We start from the raw sequence: 15,940 nt of genomic DNA, 5'->3' as shown, positions 1-15,940 counted from the left end.
GTCGAATGCCTGGGGGAAGGCATACGTTCGATGTCCGTCGAGGGGGCGCCCATACGCGCGGTGTTGTGGCTAGTGGCATGTCTTGGCCTTGCCATGGCGGGATGCGCCGGGCATGCCAAGGGAGTTATGAAGCCGGTCGCATTGTCGACCGCCATTCCACACAGCTCCACCGTTGACATGCTGGTTGCGACCAGCCGCGCGCCGTCGGGTGATCCGAATACGCTTTTTTCCGGCGAGCGGAGCCCGCGGCCATATCTGACCGACATCGCTATCTCGATACCACCGAATCGCAAACCCGGAACCCTGCAATGGCCGAAGAAATTGCCGCCGGATCCAAAGACGGACTTTGCGGTAACCCGGGTTCACGAACTGCATTCCATCGCGGAAGGTCGCGCTTGGTTCAGCCAGCATACCGTCGACGGAAAGGTGCTGGTCTTCGTTCATGGCTTCAACAACAGATACGAGGATTCCGTCTTCAGGCTCGCGCAGATCGTGCACGATTCAGACGCCCATGTGACGCCGATGCTCTTTACCTGGCCGTCACGCGCCAGGCTTCTCGATTATAACTATGATAAAGAGAGCACGAATTATTCGCGAACGGCGCTTGAGACAGCCCTTCGAACCCTGTCAAGCGATCCCGATGTCAAAGACATCACCATCATGGCGCACTCCATGGGCACCTGGCTCGCCATGGAGGCGTTGCGCCAGATGGGCATCCGGGACGGCCGCGTGAACCCGAAGATCCGCAACGTCATCCTGGCATCGCCGGATATCGACATCGACGTTTTCGCGAAACAGTTCGTTGAGATGGGTGCGCCGCGGCCAAAGTTCACGATCTTCGTTTCCCAGGACGACCGGGCGCTGGCGGTCTCCCGGCTGATATCGGGCGATGTCTATCGCCTGGGCGCCATCAATCCGGCCGACGAACCCTATCGCACCAAGCTCGAACGCGCCGGGATTACCGCGATCGATCTTACCAAGGTGAAAACGGGAGACAGCCTCAATCACGGAAAATTCGCGGAAAGCCCGGAGATCGTCAAGCTGATCGGCACCCGCCTGGTCGCCGGGCAGCCGCTCACCGATTCCGACATAAAGCTGAGCGACGACATCACCGCTGTGATTGCCGGAACGGTCAAGAGCGTTGGCACGGTCGCTGCCAAGACGGTGGCTGCACCCGTCACCGCGATCGAAAACGGCAAGACAACCGAGCCCAAAGGTCCCGATATCGAAGACACGTTGAAAAGCGACCCCCAGCAGCGTGAGCTAACGAATTGAACGGCTGAGATCGGCAGGAGGCAATTGATGACTTCCCTTACGAATGAACCGGTTTCGAGGTTGTCCCAATGTTTCGTGGATTGATCCCTGCTGCTTTCGTTCTCCTATTCGTGGCCATCGCGCCGCAACTGTGCCAGGCGCAGGTTGCCGAAACGACCCCTGCAGCACCGCCCGCAAAAGTGTCCGAATTGCTTCGCTTGATGAATGATCCGGAGCTGCGCCAGTGGCTGGAAAAGCGGCAGGCGGCTGAGCAGCCAGCCGCAGCTACAGCGACGGCGACATTGATCGAAACCGGAGAGGCTCGCACGCGGGCGCGATATCAGGCGCTGCGGGCAGCGATCCCAAATGTCACTGTGCAGCTCACCGACGCAACGCGCAGGGTGCGCGAGCAAGCAAGGGAGAACGGTTTTGCGCCCGCGTTCGTCATGCTCACCGCATTGATCTGCGTCGGTCTTGTTGGGGAATGGTTTTTCAAAAAAGCCGTCCTCAAAGCGCGATTTCAGAATCCTCTTGTCGCCCATACGATCGGGGGATTCGGGCCATGGATCACTTTCACCCTCGTCAGCTCCGCCATTTTCCTGGCCATCGACTGGCCGCCGCTTCTGCATGTGGTGGTCCTGTTTTATCTGCTGGCCTTCATCGCCGCTCGCCTCGTGTTTGCCTTCTGCAAGCTATCGAGGGACGCAGGCGCTCTGTCGCCTTTCAGCTATCGTAGGGCCTGTCTCTTCATCGCCGTTCTGGCCATAGCCGGCGCAACGACATCGCTGACCGAGCCGCTCTCCATCGACCGAGATGTCGGCACCGTCATTTCCCACGGTTTCTCCATTCTCCTGTTGCTGATCGCGCTCGAAGCCGTATGGCGGCGACCAGGTCATGCAACAGCCGCCAGACAGCTTGCGCTTATGAACACCCTCTATTCAGTCTACGCAATCTGCCTCTGGCTTCTCTGGGTGGCCAACTTCCTCGGCCTTTTCTGGCTTGGCGTCTATGCCGTTATTCTTCCGGGACTGCTGTCCGCGGTTGGACGAACAGCAGAGGCATTCGCTAAGGGACGATGGCCCGGCGACAACAAGAACAGCGCCCGCATGGTGCTGGCCGTTCGCGGCGCGCGGGCGATCGTCATCGCAGCCGCGGTCGCCTGGATCACAGTCATCTGGCACTATGATCCCAACATTCTCGCTCGAGAAAATCCGGCAATCGACGCCGCCGTTCGCGGTGCGCTGAAGAGCGTCGTCATCCTGATCTTAGCCGATCTCTGCTGGCAATTGTCGAAGGCATTCATTGACGAGAGATTGAGTGTTGCCGATCACGACGCATCCTCGCTGTCGGCGGAAGCCGCGCGCGCGGGCCGTCTTCGCACCCTGCTGCCGATCTTTCGCAACGCGCTTGCAGCCATCGTCATCGCGGCCGCCGTCCTTACCGTGCTGTCCGAAATGGGCGTGCAGATCGGACCACTGATTGCAGGCGCCGGAATATTCGGCGTTGCGATAGGCTTCGGCTCGCAAACGCTCGTCAAGGATATCGTCAGCGGCATTTTCTACCTCATGGACGATGCCTTCCGTGTTGGCGAATACATTCAGAGCGGCAGTTACAAGGGAACGGTGGAATCCTTCAGCCTGCGTTCCGTCAGGCTTCGGCATCATCGCGGTCCGGTGTTCACGGTTCCATTCGGCGAACTGGGCGCCGTTCAGAACATGAGCCGCGACTGGGCGATCGACAAATTCCTGCTGCGGGTTCCCTTCAACACCGACGTGGCCAAGGCGAAAAAGATCGCGAAGCAAATCGGAGAGCAGCTGAAGGAAGATCCGGAAATCGGGCCGCAAATCCTCGAGACCCTGAAAATGAAGGGCGTCGAACAGATCGGCGACTTCGGTATCGAACTGAGCTTTGCCTTCACCGTCCTTCCCGGTCGGCAAACCTACATCCGGCGGCAAGCCTATACCATGATCCGCGACGCCTTCATGGAAAACGGTATCGAATTCGCTCAGCCGACTGTCCAAGTGGGCGGGGAGGAGAAATCCGACGTCGCTGCCGCCGCTTTGACGATGCACAAAAAGAGAACCGCTGAACAGATGCCACAATCGCCGGCGCCACCGACGTGAAACATTCGCGTGAGATCGGCCCCCTCGCTCACACTGAGGCGCTTCCTCGGCGAAGCAACTCCCCGAACCTGATAGCGGACAACGTTGGATAGGAAGGAGATCAAGCGTGCTGAACGACCAGCTAACGTCTGCTGCCGCACACGTTATTCAAATAGCGCTGACGCCGGTCTTTTTGCTGGCCGGCACTGCCGGGTGTCTGAATGTCTTCTCGGCCAGGCTCGCTCGCGTCTCCGACCGGGTCAACAGCCTTTTCGAACGGGTGACCTCGGAGGACCCGGATGAAACGCGATTGCTGCAACTCTACTATCTGCGGCGGCGAACATTGGCGCTCGAGATTGCTGTCCTGCTCGGCACGGCATCCGGTGTGTGCACATGCCTTGCGACGCTCGGCCTCATGAGCGGAGCGATTCGCCAGCAATTCCGCGAGCAGATGCTGCTCTGGTTCTTCGGCCTTGCCGTCATCGCGCTCATGGGCGCTTTTGTGGCCTTCCTCTTCGAAATGATTCTGGCTGGGCACAGCATGCTGAGGCAGATCGCAAACGATCGCACCTTGCTCGAACATAGGCACAGGAGTTCGAGAAAGGAATCAACCTATTGAAATCAGGTCCAATTTACTAGTGACTGCGCCAGTCTCAGCCGCTCTGAAATCCGATCTTCCTTGCCTAATCTGCAGCTTGCTCTCCATCGTTCGTAGAGCATCGTCCTCCAAAGAGCTTATTGAGCAAACAACGCGGCTTTTCATTGCTTTTGGGATGGGTCGCTTCCGACCGGCGAAATTTTACGCTGCGAGTTTTCGCATATATTTCCGCCGCTTAGCGCGTAGACATCGGGAAAATCCATCCGGCCAGGACTTGTTATGTTCCCGTTTATTTGATGCGCTTACAAAATCTTCACCAAAATTTAAGGGCTTGCGGAACACATATGGAACATATAGTGTTCGTTCTGGATTTGTTTCACGACGCCTTCTCAGTCCCGAGGTTCAAAACGATGTTGACGCGCAAGCAGCAGGAACTGCTTCTCTTCATTCACGAGCGCATGAAGGAGTCCGGTGTTCCGCCATCTTTCGATGAGATGAAAGATGCGCTGGACCTTGCGTCCAAGTCCGGCATTCACCGTCTCATCACAGCTTTGGAAGAGCGCGGCTTCATACGCCGCCTCCCGAACCGGGCCCGGGCACTGGAGGTCATCAAGCTGCCGGAGGCCTATAGCCCGAGCCTACAGCCGCGCCGCGGCTTTTCGCCAAGCGTCATCGAGGGCAGCCTTGGCAAGCCGCAGCTTGTGCCGCCACCCGCTCCCAGCAGGCCAGTGAATGAGGAAAACAACAGTTCGGTCTCGGTCCCTGTCATGGGCCGCATCGCCGCCGGCGTTCCGATCTCGGCCATCCAGAACAATACCCACGACATCACCGTTCCCGCCGACATGCTTGGCTCCGGCGAGCACTATGCGCTGGAGGTCAAGGGTGACTCGATGATCGATGCCGGCATCTTCGACGGCGATACCGTCATTATCCGCAATGCCACGACTGCCAATCCTGGCGACATCGTCGTTGCTCTCGTCGATGATGAGGAGGCGACGTTGAAGCGGTTTCGTCGCAAGGGCGCCTCGATCGCGCTTGAAGCGGCGAACCCTGCTTACGAGACCCGCATCTTCGGGCCGGATCGTGTGAAGGTGCAAGGCAAGCTTGTCGGCCTCATTCGCCGCTATCACTGACCGGTGACACCCGTGCGATCGGCGCTCCGAAAGTGCCCGTTCGCCAGTCATAGGCGCGATGAAGGCTCCATGGCCGCGTCAGATTGTCGAACGCAGTCGTTATTGCTGGTTTGTCGGCGCTGAGGTTCATTTCGATAGCTCCCGTCCGGCGTAGCGTTGCGCCGGTAAAAAGCATCGCGCCGGAGCGGCAGCGATCCAGACGCAGCCGTACGGGAGTGACGACAATATTGGCAGTGTCGCAGGCCGCAGCGAGATAGGCAGCGTCTTCAATGGTGACAAGCATCTCACCATTCTCCAGCATTGCCACGCACCACGCACCTTTCTGGCAGGCGAAGCCGCCCTGCCCGGCATCGTCCAGTGCAGCATCCATCGCCTTTCGAACTGCGCTCTGTTCTTCGGAACTCAGGCGGCGATGCTTGTCCGATTTGCTGATTTTAGGGAGCTGGCTGTCGGGCGGAAGCATCATCGGCGGTTGCTGCTCAGTGATCGCCAGGGCTCTTTGCCACTGCCCGAAGATGAAATCGGGCGGTTTTTCACGATTGGTCGTCAACGCACCATTGCGCAGCAAGGCGACCAGCGTGCCATCCTCGGAGATCATCAGATCGGGTTTTGGGACACCGGGGCTGAGGGTCACGACGGCGACCGAACCGAGGATCACAAGCGCACCCGCATGCCGCAATCGTGTTTTCAGCAAGGTCATCAGCAAGAAGCCGGTTATGACCGTCGGAAACAGCCAGACCGGTAGCCGGCCAAAAGGAATATTGCCACCCCAAGCGGCGACCGTTTTGGCAATGGCGATGACGACATCAAGTCCCGCGCCGGTGACCTGCCAGAATGGAGCATCGACGCCAAATGGCATCAGCATCGTAGCCGCCATGCCAAATGGCATGATGATAAAGGAGACGACCGGCATCGCCGCCAGATTGGCGAGAAGACCATATGTCGCCAATCGGTGAAAATGTTCTATCGAGAAGATAGCGGTCGATGCGCCGCCGATAAAGGAAGTCGACAATATGCCTCCGAAGAAGCGCGAGACCAAGAGCAGCGGACGCATGAGCCGGAACCGGGAGAGAATGCTCTCCCGATGCGGTCTTTTCGTCCAGAGCGAATAACCGGACACCAGTGCCAACGTCGCCGCGTAAGACATCTGAAAACTTGGACCGAGTGCCTGCGACGGCGACAGAATGAGGATGACGATCGCTGACAGCGCCACATTGCGAAGGCTGAGGGATGGCCGATCGAAGAGCACGGCGACCAGCATGATCGCCATCATGATGAAAGCGCGCTCTGCCGATACCCCGAAGCCGGAAATGAGATAATAGGCCGTCACCGTGATCAACGCGCCGAAGGCTGCGATCTTCTTCGTTGGCCAAGCCTGTGCCACGCCGAAAAACAGGCTGAGAGCATAGCGCAGGCCGACATAGAAGATGCCTGCGGAGAGCGCCATGTTCAGACCGGAGATAGCGATGATATGCGCAAGACCAGACGTCCGCAGCGCTTCCGTCGTCTCATCCGATATCGCCCGTCTCTCGTCGGTGACAAGCGACGCCGCAAACGCGCCGGTATCGCCGGGCAGAAGTGTCCTGATCCTGTCGCCGATGCTGCTGCGCAAACGCGCAAGCCAGATATCCGCCTTGTCGAGAATCGACCCTTGAACGGCATCACCGGCTGGTGACAATAGCGTCGGCGTCCCATAGGCAAAGCCATTCGCGCCGGTGCCATCGAAATAGGCGCTGAAGGCGAAATCGTTGAGACCGGGCAAGGCGGGTCCGGCCGGCGGCGTCAGCCGCGCCTTGCCCTGGATGCGATCGCCGAGTTCAAAAGGTTGGAGCTGCTTGCGCACGAAAATGGTGACCTGCGCCGGCGGCCGGCGAATGGCCGGTTTTTCCGTTGCCTCCAGGGCAACGACATAGCGCCAACGCCCTTTGTCATCGGCCTCGCGACGTTCGATCCGCCCCGTGATGGTGGTCGTCACCGCAGAGTCGAGCATCACCGTCGATGCCCGCCAGCTTTCGCATTGCGCCAGAGCCATGCCCGAGAACACCAGCATGCCGGCAAACAGCAAATGCCGCAGCACTCGCCCCGCCTCCTGCTGGAGAAAAAAAGCGGCTGCGAAGATAAGGAGAGCGGTAAAAACAGCCTGCGGCGGGGGATCGGCTCCGACGGAGAACCAGAAGATCGCACCGACGCCGATATAGACCGGCGCGAACAGCATCGCGCGACCATACGCCGCCTCTTCTTCGACCAAATGGTAAATGCCGAGTCTGATGCTGCCTGCCGCAAGGCGAAAACGAGCAAGTAGCGCAGCCTGGTCCTGTGTCCGCTCCGGCTGCGTCGCTTTGAGACGGGAGACAGCAGCTTCGATGCCACGCTCGCGCTCGGCAACCGCAGTAAACTCCCTACTCTCCACCTGCGGATCCGGTGCCTCTAAATTAGGCATACACTCCAACGCCCACGCAAAACTACAGCTCTTGCGAGAGTTTTGCCGTCACCATCAGGTGAATTCAACTGAAATCGGCTTAATCTCCAACAAATGACGCCATTTCACGTTAGCGCAAAACGAGCCTGTCTACCGCAGTGCCCAAAAGTTGATGCCGCAATGCACAAATAGGCGTAACGATAACTTGGCATTAGGCTCTGGATCATATAGCTAATCGTTAGTCGCTTAACCCTTTGGCGCTTTTTAAGGCGTCAATCCCGCCAAATCTTGGAGGATCAGCATGACGGAACAAAGCGCGAAACTAACTTGGGGTGAAAAGACGGTGGATTTGCCGGTCAAGACCGGAACCATCGGCCCAAGTGTCATTGATATTGGTGCCCTTTATAAGAACACCTCCACTTTCACCTATGATCCTGGCTTCACTTCCACCGCGTCGTGCGAGTCCAGAATCACCTTTATTGATGGCGACGAAGGCGTTCTGCTGCATCGCGGTTATCCGATCGAACAGCTTGCTGAACACGGCGATTTCCTCGAAGTCTGTTACCTGCTGCTTTACGGCGAATTGCCGACCGCAGCCCAGAAGAAAGACTTCGACTACCGGGTCGTGCACCACACCATGGTGCATGAGCAAATGTCCCGTTTCTTCACCGGCTTCCGCCGCGATGCGCATCCGATGGCCGTCATGTGCGGCTGCGTCGGCGCTCTGTCGGCCTTCTATCACGACTCCACCGATATCACCGATCCGCATCAGCGCATGGTCGCGAGCCTGCGCATGATCGCCAAGATGCCGACGCTCGCCGCCATGGCCTTCAAGTACCATATCGGCCAGCCCTTCGTTTACCCGAAGAACGATCTCGACTATGCGTCGAACTTCCTGCGCATGTGCTTTGCCGTGCCCTGCGAGGAATATGTGGTCAATCCGGTGCTTGCCCGCGCCATGGATCGCATCTTCATCCTGCATGCGGATCATGAGCAGAACGCGTCCACATCGACGGTTCGCCTCGCCGGTTCTTCCGGCGCCAATCCCTTCGCTTGCATCGCCGCCGGCATTGCATGCCTCTGGGGCCCGGCCCATGGCGGCGCCAACGAAGCTGCGCTCAACATGCTGACGGAAATCGGCACGGTCGACCGCATTCCGGAATATATCGCCCGCGCCAAGGACAAGAACGATCCGTTCCGCCTGATGGGCTTCGGCCATCGCGTCTACAAGAACTACGATCCGCGCGCCAAGATCATGCAGAAGACGGCGCACGAGGTTCTCGGCGAACTCGGCATCAAGGACGATCCGCTGCTCGACATCGCGATCGAACTGGAGCGTATTGCGCTGACCGATGACTATTTCATCGAGAAGAAGCTTTACCCGAACGTCGACTTCTATTCCGGCATCACGCTGAAGGCTCTGGGCTTCCCCACGACCATGTTCACGGTGCTGTTTGCTCTCGCCCGCACCGTCGGCTGGATCGCCCAGTGGAACGAGATGATCGAAGATCCGGACCAGCGTATCGGCCGCCCGCGCCAGCTCTACACCGGCGCACCGAACCGCGAATACGTTCCGGTTTCCAAGCGTTAAGCCGAAAAGCAGCCAACAAAAAACCCGGTCAGTTCAAATGGCCGGGTTTTTTCTTGGACAAGACATCGAGAACGATCGCCGCCGCCTTTTCGCCGGGCGGCTCTTCGGTCTGCATTCGATGCCAGACCAGATCATAACCCTGGAGCATGGCTGCCCGCTCCGGCGTATTGTTCGACAGGCGCTCCATGTAGCGCGCCAGCAGGCCGGGCCGCAGAACATCGTTGATCAGCTCGGGCAGGATCGCATAATCCGCAATGAGGTTCGGCAAAGCGGCTGTCCAGGTCTTGATGCGCGACATCACAAACCGGGCGAGCCATTCGGTCTTATAGGTCGAGACAACGGGAACACCGGCAAGTCCTAATTCCAGGATCACCGTGCCCGAAGCCGCCATCGCCGCATCCGCGTCCGCAAAAGCGTTCCACTTGGCATCCTGGCCCACGAAGACATCAGGCTTGATGCTCCAGTTTTCAAGAAGCGAGCGCACCAAGGCCTCCTGCCGTGGAACGGTCGGCAGTACATAACGAACGTGATCGTTTCGCCGGCTAAATTCCAGCACCGCCTGCTCGAAAACCGGCAGAAGCTGACGGATTTCCGAGGAGCGCGAACCGGGAAGCAAGAGGATCGTCTTTTCGCCATCGGCCGCACTGAGCGCGCGAAGCGCACGCCGGCGACGAACTTCCAGCAGGTTCGGATCCACAGTCAGGCGATGGCCGACATAGGTCGTAGCCGGCCCTGCCAGCCGCTGCATTGCCGCCGGCTCGAAGGGTAAGATGGCGAGGACGTGATCGACATAGGCGAGCATTTTCTGCGCGCGATATTCTTTCCATGCCCATACGCTGGGGCAGACATAGTCGACTACCGGCAGGTTCGGTAGCGCAGCGCGGACCTTCTTGGCGACGCGATGGGTGAAATCCGGACTGTCTATGATGAGGAGCACGTCAGGTTTCGCCGCGATGATGGCGTCCGCGGTTTGGCGCATGCGAGCCAGCAGTTTCGGCAAGCGCTTAATGACCTGCGCAAAACCCATGATCGACAGTTCGGAATAATCGAAAAGCGAATGCAAGCCCTGCGCTTCCAGAGCGTCGCCACCAACGCCTATCAACTCCACAGGCCCATCGTAACGTCGCTTCAATGCAGCGACGAGGTCGCCGCCAAGCAGATCGCCCGAGACTTCACCGGCGACGACAGCGACTTTCAATGGCGCGCCGCTCACATGAAGCCCTCCGCGCTCAGGCCTCGGTCGATGCCGCAAACGAAAAGCCCGGCTTCGTCGGCAGCCGCAATGACGGCTTCGCGCTCCAGAACCAGCGCCCTGCCCGCCTCGACGGCGACGCCGGCAAGGCCGGCCTTCTTGGCATTGAGCACGGTCGAGACACCGATCGACGGCAAATCGGCACGCACGTCCTGCTGCGGTTTGCAAAGCTTCACCAACACGCCACGACGGCGCTTCGATATGCGCCCCTCCGCTCGCAAACCTGCGACGCGTTCGATCATCTTGTCCGTGCCCTCAGCGCCTTCCAGTGCAACGACCCGGCCGCCGACGCTGACGGCACCCTGCCCGACATCCAGCAATCCCAGCGCAATGGCGGCCTTTGCACCTTGCGCGATATCGCGCAGGTCCTCCTCCGACGGCGAGAAACGGCCAAGCGGCCCGGTGGTTGCCAGCAGATCCGGTGCGATCTCATGCGCACCGACGACGCGGACACCGCCAGCCTCGATCAGGCGGATCACCATCTGCAGCACGGCATTGTCACCGCCGGAAAGAAGAGTGCGGATGGTCGACGGCAATTCCTTGATCACGCGCCAGGTCGGGCGCACATCGCGCCACGGCGGGCGGCGCGCGACACCGCCGGACATGACGACCCGGTCGACCCCGTAGCGGCGGAACATGGCTTCCAGGCCAGCAAAATTGCCGACGCCGAGATTGGCATGATCGAAAGCGGACCAGTCGCGGTCCGCCTCGTCCGTCAGTGCTATGATAACGGGATTTTCCCCTGCCTGGCGGGCGGCATCGGCGACATAGGCCGGCAAAAAGCCGCTGCCTGCGATGATCGCCAGCCTGCCCATGTGGTTTTTACCGCTCGCGGCCACCTCAGCCCTTACCGCGATTGGGCGACGACAAGGCGCGATCGCTGTCGGCGGCGATGAAATCGAGGATCTCGATCACTTCCTTGCATTCAGCATATTCATCGCGGATCGCTGCCGCATTGTCGCGGATCGAGCCTTCGCCTTCGAAAATGCTCTTATAGGCGCGGCGAACCGTATGGATGACCGAACGCTCAATGCCGGCGCGGGTCATGCCGACAATGTTCAAACCCGAAAGCACGCCCGGATTTCCGTTCAGCATGCCATAGGGAATGACATCATAGCTCGCGGCCGAGAGACCACCGATGAAGGCTTGGCGGCCGATACGGGTAAACTGATGCACCGCGCAGCCGCCGCCGAGGATGGCGCGGTCTTCAACGGTGACGTGCCCGGCCAGCATGACGTTGTTCGACATGATGACATTGTTGCCGACGCGACAATCATGGGCGACGTGCGAATTGGCAAGAAACAGGTTGTTGTTACCGACGATGGTCTTGCCGCCGTAGTCAGCCGTGCCGGTATTGATCGTCACGCCTTCGCGGATCGTGCAATTCTCGCCGACGTCCAGCGTGGTCTCTTCGCCGCCGTGATGCACGCTTTGCGGATCGCCGCCGACCACCGCCATGGGAAATATCTTTGTGCCCTTGCCGATCGTCGTCCGGCCGGTCACTACAACATGCGTCAGGAGCTGGACGGCATCATGCAGCACGACCTTGGGGCCGACATGGCAGAACGGACCGACGACCACGTTCTCGCCGATGACCGCTCCGTCCTCGACGACCGCGAGCTTATGAATGCGAGCGCTTTTTGCGATGCTGCTCATGCCTGCTCTTGGTCCTTCCGTACGATCATCGCGCCGATATCGGCCTCCGCAACCAGCGAACCATCGACCTTGGCGTCGCAATGAAACTTCCAGATCGTGCCGCGCTGCTTCAGCTTGACGACATGAAATTCAACACGGTCGCCGGGCACGACGGGCTTGCGGAAACGGGCGTTGTCGATCGTCATGAAGTAGACGAGATTGCCGCCGATTCCATCCTTGCGAGCACAGATCGCACCGGCCGTCTGCGCCATGCCTTCGATCAGCAGTACGCCCGGCATGATCGGGGATCCCGGGAAGTGGCCGGTGAATTGCGGTTCGTTGGCCGTGACGTTCTTGATGCCGATGGCGGAATTATCGCTATCGATCTCAATGATCTTGTCGACCATGAGGAAGGGATAGCGATGCGGCAAAAGCTTCATGATTTCGATGACGTCCGCCGACGACAGCGACGTCTTGGCTTCTTCAGTCATGCTCCGCACTCCCGTCCTTCTTTTCTCTGGCTCCTGACCGCTTTGCGATCTCCGCCGACTCTCTCAGAAAATCCCACAACGGCCGCGCCGGAAGACCTGCATACCGCTCACCCGCCGGAATGCTGTTCATCACGCCGCTCTTGGCGCCGATCTGAACGCCGTCGCCGATATGAATATGGCCGTTCAAGCCTGCCTGACCACCGATCTGCACGCCGTCGCCGATTACCGTACTGCCGGCGATGCCGACCTGGCTGACGATGGCGCAGTGGCGGCCGATGCGGACGTTATGTCCGATCTGCACTTGATTGTCGATCTTCGTGCCTTCGCCAATGACCGTATCATCCATGGTGCCGCGATCGATCGTGGTATTAGCGCCGATCTCGACATTATCCTGAATGATGACGCGGCCAATCTGCACGATCTTCACCATGCCGCGCGGTCCCGGCGCATAACCAAATCCATCCTGGCCGATGCGCGCGCCATTGTGGATGATAACGCCATTACCGAGATAGGAGCAAAGCACGCTCGCGCCGCCGCTGATCGTGCAATTGCGCCCGATCTTGACGCCCGGCCCGATCATTGCGCCGGCTCCGATGCGCGTGCCCTCGCCGATCTCAGCGCCAGCTCCGATGACTGCGCACGGCTCGACACCGACATTCGCTTCAAGCTTGGCGGTCGGATCGATGAAAGCCGCCGGCGAAATCTGCGTCGGCGTCGATGTCAGCGCAACCGGACGCATGGCCTGCGGATGCAGCAAAGCACCCGCCAGCGCGAAATCCGTATGCGGCTTTCTGGAAAGGAGAACCGGGATATGCGCGGGAACGAAAGACTTCAGCGCCGGCAAGCAAATGATTGCCGAAGCCCGACAGGTCTCCAGTTCCGCACGATTCTTCCGAGAGAGAATATAGCAAACGTCGCCTTCGCCAGCCCGATAGACGGGAGCGATGGACTTGATGACGACGCCGGCCGCGGCCTCGTCAACAAGCTCCGCCCCAAGATATTCGGCCAGCGCGCGGAGGCTGACGCCATCATGGGGCGGGAAAAAACCGATATGTTCCATAAGCACCAGCTCCAGAACGGTGTTAAGCCCGCAGTTCTGGGCTGCCGATATCAGAACTGGTTGGCAATGCCAAACCGGAAATTCTCGGTCTTGTCGTAGTCTTCCTTGAGAACCGGCACAGCATAGTCAACACGGATGACACCGAAGGGCGACGACCAGATCAGGCCTGCACCCAGCGAAGCACGGATCGAGCTGTCGTTGTGCAACACGTCACCAAAGAGATCCGCCTTGTTGCCATAGAGCGTACCTGCGTCGGCAAAGGCTGCGACGCGCAGACCGATATCCTGCGGAACGCCCGGCATCGGCATGCTTGCTTCAGCCGAAGCCGTGAAGTAGGTCGTGCCGCCCAGCGCATCGCCATGCGACGAACGCGGACCGATACCGGCATTTTCGAAGCCGCGAATTTCACGACCGCCAAGCGTGAACTGATCGAAGACGTTCAGGTGATCGCCTGTCGGCATGACATAGCCAGCACCAACCGTCAGCGAACCGATGATGTCAGCTTCGTCACTGATCATCTTGTAGTAACGCGCCTTGCCGCTCAGCTTATAGAAGTCGGAGTCACCACCCAGACCTGCATATTCATGCGTGAACTTGGCAATGATACCTTCACGCGGCAGATTCTGATCATCCAGCGTGTTGTAGGTGAAGGTCTGCGAAACCGTCGACTGAACCCATGGACTATTGTTCACGAGATTCAGATAGGGAGCAGACAGATTGTTCTCCCAGTCGTTGGTACCGTCGTATTGGAGACGCTTATAATTGTAGCGCAGGGTCGTCGCGAAGTTCTCGGTGATCGGCGCAGTGACGCGCAGCGAGAAGCCCTCTTCCGAATAATCGTAGAAATCGTCGCTCGACGTCTGGTTCCGGAAGATGTCAAAGCCGGCAGCCAGACGATAGCCGAGGAAATAAGGCTCGGTGAACGAGATGTTGTAGGTACGATTGCCTTCCGTACCGGCACCCGCAGCGATACGGATGTACTGACCGCGACCAAGGAAGTTCTTTTCTTCGACCGAAGCTTCCAGCAGAAGGCCGCCATTGTTGCCGACAGCGTAACCGGCGCCGATACCGAACGAGCCGGTCGGCTGGTCTTCGACGTTGACGATCACGACGACGCGGTCCGGGGCGCTGCCCTGGGCGGTGCTGATGTCAACCTTGGTGAAGTAGCCGAGGGCGTCGAGGCGACGCTTGGCGCGGGTGATCATTTCCTGATTGAAGGCATCGCCTTCATTGATGTCGAACTCGCGGCGAATGACGTAATCGCGCGTGCGGGTGTTGCCGCGGATCTCGATGCGCTCGACATAGGCGCGCTCGCCCTGGTCGACCAGATATTCGATACCGATCGTGTGGCCGGTCAGGTCACGATTGCCGCGTGGCGTGATGCGGGCAAACGGATAGCCGGCCGCAGCAACGCGCTTGGAAATGTTTTCGATCGAGGTCTGGATGTCCTTGGCGCTGTAGACATCGCCCTTGTGCGTGATGACCAGGCTCTTCAGGTCATCCGCATTGATACCCTCGACTGTCGAAACGACATTGATGTCGCCATAGGTATAGCGCGGACCTTCATCGACATTGAAGTTCAGCGTGTATTCGTTGGACTGCTCGTTCAGCGTCGCATCGGCACTGACGATGCGGAAGTCGGCATATCCGTGATTGTAATAGAACTGACGCAGCGCATCCTGGTCCGCCTGCTGGCGTTCCGGGCTATAAACGTCCTTGCGGGTCAGGAACGACATGAAGTTCGTCTTCTTGGTGCTGATAACCGAAGCGAGACGGCCGCTGCTATAGGCCTGATTGCCCGAGAAATTGATCTTGTCGATCTTGGTGCGATCACCTTCGTTGATGACGAAGGCCACATTGATGCGGCCCTGCGCGACCGGCACGGTCTGCGTCGTCACCTGGACTTCATTACGGCCGATTGCGGCGTAAGCATCCTTGATGGTCTTGATGTCGGCCTGGATCTGGGTTTCGCTGTAAGGGCCAGCCGCATGGGTCTGGACGATGCCCTGAAGCTTGTCGTCCTTGATCTTGTGGTTGCCGTTGAAAACCACGGCGTTGATCAACTGGTTTTCCTTGACGGAAATGACCAGCGTGCTGCCGGAGACGGTCACGTGTACATCGGAGAAATATCCGGTGGCATAAAGCTGCTTTACCGAATTATCGATGTCCGCTGGCGAGAAGCTCTTGCCGGGCTTGATCGTGATATTGTCGCGAACAGCATCTGCACCAACGCGTTCAGCTCCTCTGACATCAACCCGCTGGATGACAGCGGCTTCTGCGACTGAGGCAGAAGCAAGGGTGATAACACCAGCGCCCGACGCAACAACACCAGCAGACAGCGCTACCGCCGACACTGCGTTCAAAAATCTTGAACCAGCCTTCATTTTCACTTCTTACCTTTTTTC

Annotated in this window: 12 protein-coding genes; 5 read left to right on the top strand and 7 right to left on the bottom strand. The window is 59.0% G+C overall.

Annotated elements, in window-relative coordinates; all coding sequences use genetic code 11:
* Nucleotides 1-93: 93 nt before the first annotated feature.
* The 4 genes from QA646_RS06440 to lexA all read left to right on the top strand — a co-directional run bounded on the left by QA646_RS06440 (nucleotide 94) and on the right by lexA (nucleotide 5,087).
* Entirely contained in the window at nucleotides 94-1,275 is a 1,182-nt protein-coding gene (locus QA646_RS06440) for an alpha/beta hydrolase (RefSeq protein WP_283058983.1), read from the top strand.
* Between the two features lie 68 nt (nucleotides 1,276-1,343).
* On the top strand, nucleotides 1,344-3,377 hold the full coding sequence (locus QA646_RS06435) for a mechanosensitive ion channel domain-containing protein (protein ID WP_283058206.1): 2,034 nt from the start codon (nucleotides 1,344-1,346) through the stop codon (nucleotides 3,375-3,377).
* A 106-nt stretch (nucleotides 3,378-3,483) separates the two neighbouring features.
* The gene (locus tag QA646_RS06430) at nucleotides 3,484-3,975 is read left to right on the top strand and encodes a DUF2721 domain-containing protein (protein WP_283058204.1); all 492 of its coding nucleotides are present in this window, start codon (nucleotides 3,484-3,486) and stop codon (nucleotides 3,973-3,975) included.
* Between the two features lie 389 nt (nucleotides 3,976-4,364).
* The gene (gene lexA / locus QA646_RS06425; RefSeq protein WP_283058203.1) at nucleotides 4,365-5,087 is read left to right on the top strand and encodes a transcriptional repressor LexA; all 723 of its coding nucleotides are present in this window, start codon (nucleotides 4,365-4,367) and stop codon (nucleotides 5,085-5,087) included.
* Here the strand turns inward: lexA and QA646_RS06420 are convergent.
* Nucleotides 5,068-7,527, bottom strand: a complete 2,460-nt coding sequence (locus QA646_RS06420; RefSeq protein WP_283058202.1) for a ComEC/Rec2 family competence protein — start codon at nucleotides 7,525-7,527, stop codon at nucleotides 5,068-5,070. The two genes, lexA and QA646_RS06420, sit on opposite strands and share 20 nt — an antisense overlap.
* A 280-nt stretch (nucleotides 7,528-7,807) precedes the next feature.
* Here QA646_RS06420 and gltA point away from each other — a divergent pair, with 280 nt between their 5' ends.
* Nucleotides 7,808-9,097 carry a citrate synthase gene (gltA, locus tag QA646_RS06415; protein WP_283058201.1) on the top strand — a complete coding sequence of 430 codons (1,290 nt, stop codon included), beginning with the start codon at nucleotides 7,808-7,810 and terminating at the stop codon, nucleotides 9,095-9,097.
* Nucleotides 9,098-9,125: 28 nt separating this feature from the next.
* Here the strand turns inward: gltA and lpxB are convergent, their stop codons facing one another.
* From lpxB to bamA, 6 genes are read right to left on the bottom strand one after another with little or no spacing between them, the layout of a single operon-like run.
* Nucleotides 9,126-10,310 (bottom strand): lipid-A-disaccharide synthase, encoded by a 1,185-nt coding sequence (gene lpxB, locus QA646_RS06410; protein WP_283058200.1) that lies wholly within the window; start codon nucleotides 10,308-10,310, stop codon nucleotides 9,126-9,128.
* Nucleotides 10,307-11,164, bottom strand: coding sequence for an LpxI family protein (locus tag QA646_RS06405; protein WP_283058199.1), 858 nt, complete (start codon nucleotides 11,162-11,164; stop codon nucleotides 10,307-10,309). The genes lpxB and QA646_RS06405 overlap by 4 nt, the downstream gene beginning before the upstream one ends.
* A gap of 25 nt (nucleotides 11,165-11,189) precedes the next feature.
* On the bottom strand, nucleotides 11,190-12,005 hold the full coding sequence (lpxA, locus tag QA646_RS06400; protein WP_283058198.1) for an acyl-ACP--UDP-N-acetylglucosamine O-acyltransferase: 816 nt from the start codon (nucleotides 12,003-12,005) through the stop codon (nucleotides 11,190-11,192).
* A complete protein-coding gene (gene fabZ, locus QA646_RS06395; protein WP_028755031.1) occupies nucleotides 12,002-12,475 on the bottom strand; it encodes a 3-hydroxyacyl-ACP dehydratase FabZ in 474 nt (157 codons plus the stop codon). Before fabZ ends, lpxA begins: the two co-directional genes overlap by 4 nt.
* Nucleotides 12,468-13,535 carry a UDP-3-O-(3-hydroxymyristoyl)glucosamine N-acyltransferase gene (gene lpxD / locus QA646_RS06390; protein WP_283058197.1) on the bottom strand — a complete coding sequence of 356 codons (1,068 nt, stop codon included), beginning with the start codon at nucleotides 13,533-13,535 and terminating at the stop codon, nucleotides 12,468-12,470. Before lpxD ends, fabZ begins: the two co-directional genes overlap by 8 nt.
* A gap of 50 nt (nucleotides 13,536-13,585) precedes the next feature.
* Entirely contained in the window at nucleotides 13,586-15,919 is a 2,334-nt protein-coding gene (gene bamA, locus QA646_RS06385) for an outer membrane protein assembly factor BamA (RefSeq protein WP_283058196.1), read from the bottom strand.
* Between the last annotated feature and the right edge of the window lie 21 nt (nucleotides 15,920-15,940).

Source organism: Rhizobium sp. CB3090, from assembly GCF_029714285.1.
Lineage (GTDB): Bacteria > Pseudomonadota > Alphaproteobacteria > Rhizobiales > Rhizobiaceae > Rhizobium.
The sequence above is the reverse complement of the archived record's forward strand: the minus strand, read 5'-3'. Positions and strand labels throughout refer to the sequence as shown.